13 protein-coding genes are annotated in these 12907 nt (G+C 40.7%); 8 read left to right on the forward strand and 5 right to left on the reverse strand.

Features of this window, described 5'->3' with window-relative positions:
- The first annotated feature begins 551 nt into the window (after window positions 1–551).
- Genes F9817_RS22715 through F9817_RS22740 form a run of 6 tightly spaced genes read left to right on the forward strand, consistent with a single transcriptional unit; the run spans window position 552 to window position 6709 of the window.
- Window positions 552–1199 (forward strand): XrtA/PEP-CTERM system exopolysaccharide export protein, encoded by a 648-nt coding sequence (locus tag F9817_RS22715; RefSeq protein WP_161158492.1) that lies wholly within the window; start codon window positions 552–554, stop codon window positions 1197–1199.
- Window positions 1200–1219: 20 nt separating this feature from the next.
- Window positions 1220–2752 (forward strand): XrtA system polysaccharide chain length determinant, encoded by a 1533-nt coding sequence (locus tag F9817_RS22720; RefSeq protein WP_161158493.1) that lies wholly within the window; start codon window positions 1220–1222, stop codon window positions 2750–2752.
- Window positions 2753–2766: 14 nt separating this feature from the next.
- Window positions 2767–3690: an XrtA-associated tyrosine autokinase gene (locus tag F9817_RS22725; RefSeq protein WP_161158494.1), complete on the forward strand. Its 924-nt coding sequence runs from the start codon at window positions 2767–2769 to the stop codon at window positions 3688–3690.
- On the forward strand, window positions 3641–5122 hold the full coding sequence (locus F9817_RS22730; protein WP_161158495.1) for a TIGR03016 family PEP-CTERM system-associated outer membrane protein: 1482 nt from the start codon (window positions 3641–3643) through the stop codon (window positions 5120–5122). The genes F9817_RS22725 and F9817_RS22730 overlap by 50 nt, the downstream gene beginning before the upstream one ends.
- A 1-nt stretch (window position 5123) precedes the next feature.
- Window positions 5124–6236 (forward strand): XrtA/PEP-CTERM system-associated ATPase, encoded by a 1113-nt coding sequence (locus tag F9817_RS22735; RefSeq protein ID WP_161158496.1) that lies wholly within the window; start codon window positions 5124–5126, stop codon window positions 6234–6236.
- A 26-nt stretch (window positions 6237–6262) separates the two neighbouring features.
- Window positions 6263–6709, forward strand: coding sequence for a low molecular weight protein-tyrosine-phosphatase (locus F9817_RS22740; RefSeq protein WP_161158497.1), 447 nt, complete (start codon window positions 6263–6265; stop codon window positions 6707–6709).
- 299 nt (window positions 6710–7008) lie between these two features.
- Here the strand turns inward: F9817_RS22740 and F9817_RS22745 are convergent, their stop codons facing one another.
- Both F9817_RS22745 and F9817_RS22750 read right to left on the reverse strand, forming a co-directional pair.
- The gene (locus tag F9817_RS22745) at window positions 7009–7665 is read right to left on the reverse strand and encodes a PEP-CTERM sorting domain-containing protein (protein WP_161158498.1); all 657 of its coding nucleotides are present in this window, start codon (window positions 7663–7665) and stop codon (window positions 7009–7011) included.
- A 555-nt stretch (window positions 7666–8220) separates the two neighbouring features.
- A complete protein-coding gene (locus F9817_RS22750) occupies window positions 8221–9132 on the reverse strand; it encodes a LysR family transcriptional regulator (RefSeq protein WP_161158499.1) in 912 nt (303 codons plus the stop codon).
- Window positions 9133–9231: 99 nt separating this feature from the next.
- On the opposite strand from F9817_RS22750, the gene F9817_RS23885 reads away from it, so the two are divergent.
- Window positions 9232–9396, forward strand: coding sequence for a hypothetical protein (locus F9817_RS23885; RefSeq protein WP_202436567.1), 165 nt, complete (start codon window positions 9232–9234; stop codon window positions 9394–9396).
- Window positions 9356–10024, forward strand: a complete 669-nt coding sequence (locus F9817_RS22755) for a TSUP family transporter (protein WP_202436568.1) — start codon at window positions 9356–9358, stop codon at window positions 10022–10024. The genes F9817_RS23885 and F9817_RS22755 overlap by 41 nt, the downstream gene beginning before the upstream one ends.
- Window positions 10025–10072: 48 nt before the next feature.
- On the opposite strand, the gene F9817_RS22760 is transcribed toward F9817_RS22755, so the two are convergent.
- The 3 genes from F9817_RS22760 to F9817_RS22770 all read right to left on the reverse strand — a co-directional run bounded on the left by F9817_RS22760 (window position 10073) and on the right by F9817_RS22770 (window position 12796).
- A complete protein-coding gene (locus tag F9817_RS22760) occupies window positions 10073–10861 on the reverse strand; it encodes an SDR family oxidoreductase (RefSeq protein WP_161158500.1) in 789 nt (262 codons plus the stop codon).
- Window positions 10862–10896: 35 nt separating this feature from the next.
- On the reverse strand, window positions 10897–12075 hold the full coding sequence (locus tag F9817_RS22765) for a pyridoxal phosphate-dependent aminotransferase (RefSeq protein WP_161158501.1): 1179 nt from the start codon (window positions 12073–12075) through the stop codon (window positions 10897–10899).
- Between the two features lie 97 nt (window positions 12076–12172).
- Window positions 12173–12796, reverse strand: a complete 624-nt coding sequence (locus F9817_RS22770) for an FCD domain-containing protein (protein WP_161158502.1) — start codon at window positions 12794–12796, stop codon at window positions 12173–12175.
- Between the last annotated feature and the right edge of the window lie 111 nt (window positions 12797–12907).

Genomic DNA, 12907 nt, shown 5'->3' on the forward strand with positions numbered 1-12907 from the left:
GATATTAACAGTTTAATATACAACCCTTGGCTCTGGCATCTTCTGAATTAATTATAATTTCGTTATTTAATAGTTACTTATAAAATTTCGTTTAATTTCATGTGTTTATTCATTCTTTTTTCGTTGTGCCTCCCCAGCTTTTTTGTTGATAGATTTGAATTTTAGACACTCTTGGAAAAAAGTAAAAATATAAATGTTAGTAAATTTTTCTTGCGACTCTAACACTTTGCTCTATTTTAAACTACGGGTCAACATCATAATATATATTTGTTCTGCTTATGATTTGGTTTAATAGGTTCTATTTTATGGTTTGGTATGCAATAAATAATAGTAATAAAATGCGCACTGTCTCAAATGTGAGATAAATGCAATAAATGTTACTTGAATAGTTAAATTATGAAAAATAAATAAATAATGAACTGTAAATAACTAAGGATTAGTTATAAATTATAATCGCCTCGATTTAACTTGATTAGAATAATTTGATCTATCTTATTGAAGTTAAAACTTGTAACAAAGGAAATTTCGTTATACATACGGTGGATGTAACCATGAAAGGAATTGGTAAATTTATATTTAGGTTCTCTCGTTTAATTGCAATTAGTTGTTCTGTATTTATTGTTGCCTGTTCAAGTTCTCTTCCTGGCTTGCCAACAGCGACTGTACATCCATCTCTCACTAAGAATATTAATGACTATTCGTATCTGATTGGCCCCGGAGATTCACTTAACGTTTTTGTATGGGGCAACGCTGAAGTTTCTGGCACTTATAAAGTGCGGCCTGATGGAATGATTACTACTTCATTGGTTGAAGATATCCATGCGTCAGGTAAAACACCAACTCAGCTGGCTCGTGAGATTGAAGCAAAATTGGCAAATTACATCCGACAACCGATCGTTTCGGTCATCGTTGATGGGTTTGTTGGTCCTTTTAGTGAGCAAGTTCGCGTTATTGGGGAAGCCTCACAACCTAAAGCCATTAGTTACACCAAGAATATGACGCTACTTGATGCCATGATTCAAGTCGGGGGATTAACTGAATATGCAAACGGTAATCATGCAAGCCTGATTCGAGTCGTTAACGGTAAGCAAAAACAGTATGGATTGAAGATAGATGATTTATTGGAAGATGGAAATATCAAAGCTAACGTCGATTTATTGCCTGGGGACATCATCATTATCCCTGAGTCATGGTTTTAATCGGTCGGGGGAAATAGATAATGCATGATATGTTTGAAGAGATCCTCCAATACTTGCGCGGTGTTTGGCTTAAAAAGCGTTATATCGTCATCATTAGCTGGTTGGTCTGTATTTGTGGTTGGATGTTTGTTGCCACAATGCCTGATCAGTATACCTCTGAAGCGCGAGTTTATGCTGATACTCGATCAATATTAAAACCGTTGTTACGAGGCTTGGCTGTCGAGGTCGATCCATCTAAAGAGTTACATTTGATGGTAAAAACTTTACTGAGTCGTTCAAACTTGGAAACGATTGCCCGTAACGTTGATGCCAATGTGCGAGCCAAAAATAGTGAAGAATATGAAGCAATTATAAAAAACCTAGAAGATAACATTGTAATTCGTTCTGGTGGTCGAGAAAACTTATACACGATTAGTTATAGCGGTACTAATGCGGTTTATACGAAAAATGTCGTGCAAGCCGCACTCAATGTATTTGTTGAAAATACGTTATCTGAACAGCGTTTGGATACGGATAATGCAAGTCAAATTATTGCGACGCAAATTTCTGAGTATGAATCTCGTTTGAAGAGCGATGAGTCCAAATTGGCGGAGTTTAAACGCCAATATCAAGGATTTTTGCCTGGTAGTGACTCTGGTTACTATTCTCAGTTGGAAAAAAACAAAGCGGCATTGGAAGATGCTCAATTAGCACTTAATGAGGCAACCACGAAGTTTAAGTCTATTTCTTCTCAAATGAGGAAAGAGGAAGCGAACGCTCATAATGAAATCTTGCGTGGTAAAACAGATTACGATGATCGGATTAATGCACTGCAACAACGACTCGATGATCTCCTGTTCAGGTATACCGATAAACATCCCGATGTGATTGAAACTCGTAATCAGTTGGCAGATTTGCAGAAATTGAAAGAGAAACAGCTGCAGTCTTATACTGTTGAAGATGCGTTGGAAAACGACCCTGTTTACCAAGACCTGAAGCGTAATTATAGCGAAACAGAAAATGATGTTGCGTCATTGAAAGTACGTGTCGATAACTATCAAAACAAAATAGCTGAATTACAGAAAGACCTTGATAAGGTTCCTGGTGTTGAGGCCCAACTGACGTCGTTAACTCGTAATTACAACATCACTAAAGAAAAATATGAACAATTACTCTCGCGTAAAGAGAGTGCTCGTATTTCACAAAGTGTGGGTAATTCTGCCGATGACATTAAATTTAGAATTATCGATCCACCGCGTGTTCCGGATAAACCTTCTGGTCCAATACGCCCTCTGTGGTTTACAGGGGTACTCTTTGTTGGCTTGGGGGCTGGTGTCTGTCTTTCATTGTTAATTAGCCAAATTTCTCCAGTGGTATCGTCAACAAATCAACTATTGCAACTCACGGGTTTTAATACATATGGGGTTGTATCTGCGACTGGCATTTCCGGTATCTCGATATGGGAAAAGCGGAAAACGAAGTTGTTCATTTTATCTAATGTTCTATTGATATTGCTTTTTGCTGTCATTGTCGCAATTAGTGTTGTTCCTTCTGCTCAAGATGTCTTGGTTTAAAAAGGGAGAATCCAGTGAGTACAATTGAAAAAGCGATGGGTGAATTAAATCATTCACCAACCCCTAAAGAGACGTCTGTTACTCAAGAGTCCCATAGTCATACACAGCAAGCTCCTGTCGAGCCTAGGATTGGGAACATTAAGCCTAAGAGGGAGCCGTTTAAAGACAGTAGTCGAATTATTCCAATTAATAATTCGCTATTAGAAAGCCTTGGTATGATTAATAACGGCAATAATGAATCAGAGCGACAAATCAAAGATGAATTTCGGCTGATTAAACATAAGTTGTTGAAAAAGGCCTTTTCCGCGGAGGAAGAGCACAAACCTAATGCGAATAATCGCAACTTAATCATGGTATCAAGTGCAAATAGTAATGAAGGGAAAACTTTTGTTTCTATAAACTTAGCATTAAGTATTGCATCAGAAAGAGATAAAACCATCTTATTGATTGATGCTGATGTGCTGAGCCCAAGTATTGGTGAAACGCTTGGATTTGGTAATGAAATGCCAGGATTAACCGATTACTTGTTAGGTAATGTAGGGGATTTGAGCGATATTATTTATCCTACAACAGTACCTGATTTTCGCGTGATGCCTGCGGGCAGTTCAAACAATATGAGTTATGAACTCTTGTCGAGTGGCAAAATGGCCGCATTAATGGAAGAAATTTCCAATCGCTATAGTGACCGAATTATTTTGCTTGATTGCCCACCGCTTCTTGGTGTTGTGGAGACGGTGACTTTGTCCAATTTAGTCGGGCAAGCGGTCGTTGTTGTTGAACAAAACAAAACGAAACTCGATGATGTTAAACAAGCTGTTTCGTTACTCAATAGTGAGATTGATACAGGGTTCGTCATTAATAAAGCAGTGCATAAAGCAGGGCATGGGTATGGATATGGCTATGGATATGGCTACGGCTCGAAGGATAGCAAAAAATAGCATTTACTCGCTCGGCTTTCTTCTCTTCATTATTAAGAACAGTGTTGCTGCTGACGTTATTGTGACTCCAAGTATTGAGACCAAACTGGAATATACCGATAACGTAAAATCAGTTGCAACGAACGAGCAGAGTAGCGCTATTACCTATTTGATAGGTGGTTTGGCCATTGATGCCAAGGGAAATGATGGCAATTTATCTTTGGACTACCAGTTGCAGCAATTACTGTATTCCTATGATAGTAGTGAAAATGAGTTGTTTAACAAACTGAAATTTGAGGCCAATAAAGGACTTTTTGCCACAACAAATCTTCGGGGTAACCTCTCGGCTGCTATTTCTAATTTGTCACGTAACATCGAAAGTAACGCTGATGATGATGTGAGCAACGGGAACACCATTGAAACTCGTACTGCCGGTGGCGGGCTCTCTTATCAAAGCAATCCTGCGGGGCTATTTGATTTTTACGGCAGTGTTGATGCCACCATTACCAATAACCAAGATGGTATCGGAGATAATCACTCGTTTACGAGCAAGGTCGATTTTGAACAGGGTAAAGATGCAAAAAATGTTTTTTGGTCGAGTATTGATCGCTATGAATTAACACAAGGTACAAGCACAGATAATGATACTAAGTCGACTGAATCTGAAAATGAAATAGGCTGGCGAACAGAGAGTGGTCTTAGTCCACTCATTCATTCCTACTATGAAGATTATGAAGGTCAATCTAGTAGTGATAGTGAAGATTCCGCCAGTATTGGTCCTGGAGTTCGCTACTATGTTGAGCATGGCTCTTATATTGAAGTCGGCTATGATTTTACATTGAAATCAGACGATTCTAACTCTTGGCGTGCCAAAGCGCATTGGACCCCTTCTCCTAGGACGGCATTGGATCTTGATTATAAGCAACGTTTTTACGGTGATGCTTATTCTTTATCGTTTACTCACACTCAGCGTCGTTTAACTAATACCATCAGTTATACGGAGTCTGTCTCCAATTACAATCGTAGTTTATATATAGAGGGTAATAAGATAGATCAGTTGTCGTTGACGAAAACCCTGAGTTGGGAAAGCCAACTGGTATTTAAACGTTCAACAGCAAACTTAAAAATAACGTCTGATAAAAAACAATCGATGAGTAATGTTTCAAGTGATACCGATGTTGAAACCTATGGCGTAGAACTTTCACTTGATCACAACTTAACACGACACACCATACTTTCTCCTGGGTTCTTGTGGAAATACTATAAATTTTATAATGAGGATGCGATCTCTCAAGAAGACTACTATCGCAAATGGGATCTAGAGTTAAGTCATAAATTAACTCGTGAGCTCTCGTTGACCTTCGATGTGTCACATGAAGATCGTTCGTCTACGCTGAACAGCGCGGCTTACAAGGAAAATAGAGTCAGTATTAATGTAAGGAAAGAGTTTTAATATGTATGAATCGCACTTTGGTTTGTCAGGAAAGCCCTTTAAGTTGAGTCCCGATCCACATTTTTTTTATGGAAGCCCTCATCATAGTAAAGCTATTTCGTATCTGAGGTATGGGTTGGAATCTGGTGAAGGTTTTATTGTGATCACTGGCCCTGTTGGTACGGGGAAAACAACGATCGCGCGTAGTTTGCTTAGCTCACTCGATGAATCGATAACTGCCATTCAACTCGTTACAACTCATCTTACTCCCGATGCATTAATTAATATGATTGCCTCTAATTTTGGCTTGCAGGTTGAAGGGTTAGGTAAATCGGAAACGTTGAAACGTCTTGAAGGATTCTTAAACAACCTCAACCGACAGGGGAAGCGGGCACTTTTGGTTATTGATGAAGCTCAGAACCTGCCTTCAGAGACGATTGAAGAGTTGCGAATGCTATCCAATTTTCAAGTCAATGATAAACCGTTGATTCAAAGTTTTTTGCTCGGCCAAGAAGAATTAAAGCCCATTATTGAACTGCCTGAAATGGAACAATTCAGGCAGAGAATTATCGCGTCTTGTCATTTAGAAACCTTCAACATTGAACAGACCCGCGAATACATTTTGCATCGACTAAAGGTGGTTGGTTGGGATAATAACCCTCGTCTAGATGACAAGATTTTTGCGTTGATTAGCCAATACACGGGTGGCGTCGCGAGAAAAATTAATATTTTTATGGATCGTTTGTTCCTATATGCCTTTATGGAAAATATCCAGACGATAGATGAGCAAGCGGTAAGAAGTGTGATTGATGAAATGGGAGGTGAATTATCTGGCGGTTTACAATCGACGAGTCATACTCGCGCTCCCGTAAATGCCAATACGGTTTCCTCCATGCATTATGACCACGCTGCATCAGTTGATTCTGTGGAGCTAGATAATCTTTGTCAGATATTGGCAGAAGTTAATCATATATTAGATGATGTGGTGTCGAGAAAAACACTGACTATTAAGCACTTAGATCGTTTGATTCGTGAAAAACGCAAGTTGTTATCAAATAGAAATGAACCATCAGAAAGCAATCGCCTTGTTGAAAAACGTTGGCTACAGCAATTAATTAAAGAGCGTGAATTGTAAGGTGAGCCCTTGTATGAGAAAAGGCCATGAATAAAAGCGTTCTAGTGGTTTGTACGGGGAATTTATGCCGATCACCCTACGCTGAATATCGGCTAAGAGAATTATGTCCTGACCTCGCAATTACGTCTGCTGGATTACAAGTCACTGAGCATCATCTTGAAGGGAAAAAGGCAGACAAAGTTGCGATTCAGGTTGCAAAAGAGATGGGGATCGATCTTTCTCAGCACAAAGCTATGCAGCTTAATGAGGCGTTAGTTGATGCTTATGATGTTATTTTGGTGATGGAGAGAGAGCAACAAGAGTTGTTTTGCGAATTGTTTCCCTACGCGAACTATAAGGTGTATTTGTTTGGTTTATGGAATGGTGGTGTGAACATAGACGACCCCTTTAACAAAGGGCAACTTGCTTTTCGTTTAGCGTTTAACATGATCGATAATGCTGTGAAGTCATGGTCAAACAAGTTGATGCAATAAAGGCTCAAACGAATTTGAGCCTTTATAGTTATACCCAAGTAACCTCAAGATGCTGTTTCAGCGAGAATGTATTCGCTCTTAGGCAAGGCACTGATTTGAAGACATAGTCATTCTACGTAGAAAATCAGCAACACAGCCTAGGAGCGAATACAACTCGCCCTTTGGGAGTTCATCAACAAACCTATTTCTGCGCTCAATCACGTTGAAAGGGAATAACCCTTCCTGCCGTGATTGAGCTTGACCTAGGCTCGTTGATGAAACTCTGAATCCTGCATCTTGAGGTCATTTGGGTATAGAAACTACATTGCATATCTAATCGAGAAAGATGAGCGAATACGGCGTCTATTACTGACAAGAAGTAGTGCAGCTACAAGGAAAATCAACAGTGTTGATGGTTCGGGAACAGGTGTTTGACTTGCGATATAGTCACTTGCGGTTGCCACCGCATAAGAGACAGTTTCTTGTAAACTGCTTGTCTCATTATATTCTTCGACAACATCGGTCAGCCATGATTGTGCAAGGGCTTGCAAATAACTACTACTCGAGATAGAGGCATAGGTAATCTCATTTTTGATAACATCATCGAGCCCATCATCGTATGAAATACCTAATATGGATAATAGCTCTGTCACTGCACTTTTCACCAAATTAAATTGCTCTACATCGTAACTGCCACCCGACCAAGTATACCTAGATTCTAGCAATGATATTCCAGAGCTAATAAGTTCTGATATATCACTAGTATCTGTTAATAAGTAACTGTAATCATTCTGTTGTACTAGCGTTAATGTATCATCAACACTCTTACCGATGATACTTTCCCAATCTAACCACTCCAGGCCTTTGCTAACAACTAATTCGGTAGTACTACTAAGGTTAATTGTTGCTGCTGATGCAGTCTGAGAAAGTAAAAGTAAAAAAGTGACTAAGCAGCACTGATAAAGTTTTCTTTTCATTTGTGTCAATCCCTAGGTAATGATTAATTATCTCAATAGTTTATTATTTACTCCTTCCAATACTACATTAAGCATATAACGATCCATTCCGTAACATATTGTTTAATATGGTGTTTTTTATCTGTTTAATTTATAAGATTTTTTTCTTGAACAGACTTGTAAATATCTTTGACACATATGGAAATTTAATATGGAACCAGTTTCTCTAAATTTAATTTAAATTATTTAAAATCAAATAGTTACAATTTTTGTAGTGTGTAAAATTATCTGACAGATAAGAAAGTACAACTATCTGTTCAATAGGCATAATGCTTGGTATGACTTGGATTGCACATATGAACGAGTATTGTAAAGTCAGAAAAGGAATGTCTGGTAACGCTAGAAACGCCGCCAATAATCTTAAGCAAACCTTAAGAAAAGAACGTTAGTGTACGAACTTGTAAGCTGTTAAATGAGTAGCAACTTACCCAGTTGCACGCGGGGAGGCGTTCTTCTGGGCATTTTGATTATACTGTTCAGACCCAAATCGTGAATCGATTTGGGTTTTTTTTATTCTTAATTTTGGTTGAGGCGTTCGGGCAATCTTTGCTGTACAAATTCCAGAAATAGCGTGACTTTTTTGGATCTATTTACAGAGTCGGAAGAGAGCAGGGCGACGATGTCGGCTTCTTCTAGTTCATAGTCTGGTAAAACGTGCACGAGCGATCCACTAGCGAGTTCTTGCTTTACATCCCATGATGAGCGCTGAATAAGGCCTTGCCCGTCAAGGCACCAGTTTTTAGTAATTCGACTGACATTGCTTGCTAATACGGGGTCGATACGTACAGTGGCGGTTTCCTGAGTCGCTTTATGAGTAAAACGCCACATGGTGGCGTCTTCATCATTTTCCCGGAGTGCAATACAGCGATGGTGCTGAAGATCATTCGGGTGTTCTAGTTTTGCGCAAGAACGAAGATAATCAGGCGAGGCTAATAGCATCCTCCGGTTCTTCGCTAATACCGTTCTTTTCAGAGACGAATCGGGTAGGTAGCCAATATAGAACATGATGTCAGGGCTATTATGTAGCGACCATTTAGGAATATCAGACAGATTCAATTCAATGGTGACGTTGGGATACAAATTTTGAAATTCTGCTGCTAGAGGACCTATATGCTTTTCGCCAAAACCGAGGGATGAGACCAGTTTCAGCTGACCAGAGATGGCCAATTTACTGTCGGAAATATCTTCTGTAAGTTGCTGCAACTCTTGAAGGAGGTGTTGTCCGTGGAGGGCAAGGCGCTGTCCTGCATCGGTAAGGGAAGTGGTTCGTGCATTTCGCTCAACCAACTTTACGCCCAATTTGACTTCAATATTTTGTAAACGTTGTGACACGCTAGGCGGTGTGACATTCAGTTTACGCGCCGCAGCGGCCAGAGAGCGACTACCTGCGATAATCGTAAAAAACTCTAAATCTTGTGAATTTATCATTAGGTTTGAACTTAATATTGAAGTTAGTTTTAGTAAATTTAACTTTATACAGCGCAATGTTACAACTCTCTTTATGGAAAGATGAGAGGTTTAAACATCATGATGCACGATTGGTTTGTCAGTGGCGTGAATGAGATGCTGTTATTGTTCGTTATCGCTGTGGTTGCCGCGGTGGTTGATGCCATTGCTGGTGGGGGGGGGGTTAATTACGGTTCCAAGTTTAATGATGGCTGGGCTGCCTCCGGTCACAGTGTTAGGTACTAACCGTTTTCAAGCGGTTATTGGTGAGTTAACCACGTCTTTTATGTATTTGCGTAGTGGGCAGTTGACTTGGCAACAGTTAAAACTCGGGTTGCTGTTTACAGTAATAGGTAGTGTGTTCGGTTCTATGATGGTGAGTATGCTCGACAAGCATACCTTAGAGATATTGTTACCGGTACTGATGGTGGCGATAACACTTTATTCTATGACATCCAGTAAGCTTAAAGCGACATCAAGCTCTGCCGCCAAAGTAGCAACCGTGCCCTTTATGGTTTTAGCAGGGCTGATATTGGGGTTCTACAACGGATTTTTTGGACCGGGTACCGGATCGTTGTGGATGTTATCGTTGGTCATTTTCTTAGGTTATACCATTAAGCAGGCCACAATGGTCACTAAGCCTCTTAACTTAATGGGGAATGTCGTATCTTTAGGATTGTTTGTTTATATCGGGCAGGTTGATTATCGCTTGGGGTTGGTGATGGGCATTGGGCAGGTTGTCGGTTCGGTGTTAGGCAGTCAATTGGTTCTTCATCATGGGCCCCGATTCATTCGTCCGGTGTTTATCTGTGTCACACTGCTTATGACCAGTAAACTGTTATGGGAGCATTTACCAGCGGGTTGGTCGGTATAAACGCATTAAATAACCAAAGCGGCCTAATGCCGCCTTGGCTCTACGATATTAGATCGCTTTGACTTGGCCACCATCAGCCAGCATGGTTTGGCCGGTGATGTAAGTATTGGCTTCTGAACACAAAAATGCGGCGAGTTTGCCGTATTCTGCTGGATCGCCATAACGTCCCAGTGGAATATTTTTCAGATGAGCGGCTTGCATTTCTTCAATGGTTTTCCCGGTTTTCTCAGCACGGAATTGATCCAAAACATCAATGCGTTCGGTGCGAATTCGGCCTGGGCCAATTACATTAACCAAGATGTTGTCCTTACCTAATTCTTGTGAAAGGCTTTTGGCTAGGCCAACAACGCCACAACGGAAGGTATTGGAAAGAATCAGATTGTCGAGTGCGGTTTTCACCGAAGATGACGTTGAACATACAATACGACCAACCCCAGCTTTACGCATATAAGGCAATACTTCTCGAATGGCACGAATGTATGATAGTAACGTTAAGTCGTAGGCTTGTTGCCAGATGTCATCGTCGAACGCATCAAAGTTGCCCGCTTTTGGACCGCCGCTGTTGTTGACTAAAGCGTAGATGTTGCCAAACTTTTCTGCTGCCACTGCGACGACTCGCTTGATGTCTTCCGCTTTAGTCATATCGCCGACAATGTACGAAGGTCGATTGCCTGTTTCCGCTTCAATTTCTTGTTGCGCAGCAATCAATTTTTCTTCATTAGAGCTAAATAACATGACTTGAGCTTGCTCACGAGCGAATTCACACGCGATACCTTTCCCTAATCCGGCGCTTGAAGCCAAAACAATAACGCCTTTCCCCTTTAATCCTAAATCCATAATAATCCCTTGTTTACGATATCGTTATCTCTGAACTATGCAGAGATAGAAAGTGATTCCAATGCCTTAGCGATGCGCGATACGGCGCGTTTTAAGTTGTGCAGTGAGTTGGCGTAAGACATTCTGATGCACCCTTCGCCACATTGACCAAACGCAGATCCTGGAACAACGGCAACTTCAGCTTCTTCAAGCAAATAGGTCGCAAATTGTTCTGATGTCATACCAAAACTTGAAATATCGGCAAAGAGATAGAAAGCGCCCTGTGGGCGTACAATATTAATCCCCTTAATAGTGCCTAGCGCTTCAATCAAATAATCTCTACGTTCGTTAAATTCAGCCACCATCTTATCGGCACAAGCTTGTGAACTGGTTAGCGCAGCAGCAGCTCCAAATTGTGCAAATGTGTTTGCGCAAGCGATGGTGTTTTGGTGAACTTTCAACATAACATCGGTCATTAATTTTGGCGCTGCGGTATAACCGATTCTCCAACCGGTCATAGAGTATATTTTCGACATGCCATTGACGACGATAGTGCGATCATGCATGTCTGGCAGTGTTGCGATGCTAAGGTGATGACAATGATCGTAGATGATGCGTTCGTAAATTTCGTCAGACAGTACAAACAGATCATGGCGTCGAACGAGGGCTGCTATCTCAGAAAGGATTTGTCGATCGTAGACAACACCGGTTGGGTTATGTGGGCTATTAATCACGATCATTTTGGTCTTGTCGGTTACCCGTTTTTCAATGTCTTCGATACGAGGAATAAAGCCATTTTTGAATGTGGTCGGGTAGGGGACTGGTTTGGCACCAGCCATTGTGGCACAAGGATAGTAAGCCACCCAGCTTGGATCGGGAATCAGCACTTCATCGCCAGGGTTGAGTGTCGCCATCATAGCGATAAAAACCGCTTCATTTGCCCCCGCAGTAACAATAATATCACTGCTAGAATAGTGCAGTTGATTGTCGCGCTCTAGTTTTTCTGCAATCGCCTCTTTTAGAGCATTGATACCTGCGTTAGAGCTGTAATGAACTTCCCCGCTATTTAGAGCGGCAATCGCATGATCTTTGATATGTTGCGGAGTATCGAAATCGGGGCGACCAATTTCCAGTCGAACCACATCACGTCCATCCTTTTCCATTTGGTTGACTTTTTCGAGTATTTTTCGGATCCCTGAAAACGGGATGTCACTCATTCTATCTGCAATATTCATGACTCATCATCCTTTGAATCAATAAGTTAGACTAGTTACGCCCAAGTCACCGTAATGTTGCACATGGCAGTCATTTGGGCGTGATAAACATAGCGAGTTATAACGATTTTATTCCCTTAAGTATGTGCTGCTCGAAACACGTCGCGGCGGCTTTGGCGTTACCTTCCGCAATATGATTAATTAACGCTAAGTGCTCTTGATTCGATAACTTCAAACCAATGGGATTACTCATCTCTTTGTGCAGAAAAAGCGATAATTTTTTCTGCAATATCTTATTAAACTGTATTAACGGCGCACATTTTGTTGCTTCAAAAAGTACATCATGGAGCTGCTTATTGAGCACAAAATATTGCTCTATTTCCATCCGTTCGAGTGCGCTTACCATGCGGCTGTGTAACTGACGTAAGGTTTGAAGATCATCGAGTGAAATTCTTTCTGCTAAAAGTTGACCCGCTAAGTAAGCTAAATTGGCTCTCACTCGATAGCCATCGTGAGCTTCGCTAGTGTCATATTCGACCACGAAATAACCTTTGTTCGGTTTTTTCTCTAAGATGCCTTCAATACAAAGTATATTTAGCGATTCTCTTACTTTGTGCCTGCTAAGCTGAAACGCTTCTGTCAGTTCTCTTTCGTTAACGCTGTGGCCGAAGTTCCATTCTCCTCTGGATACTTTATTTGCGATCCATTCGCCAATATCACTTTCGTTTTCATGGTTTGGCACGTAGCGCTATCCTTTCTATATCTAATTAAAATTGTCGACAATTACAAAGATTAACATCATTTTCGCTCCTCACGTTGTAACCATTAAAGTCTGACAATTCAAGCCTATATT

The organism is Vibrio eleionomae (genome assembly GCF_009874545.1).
GTDB classification, from domain to species: Bacteria; Pseudomonadota; Gammaproteobacteria; order Enterobacterales; family Vibrionaceae; genus Vibrio; species Vibrio nitrifigilis.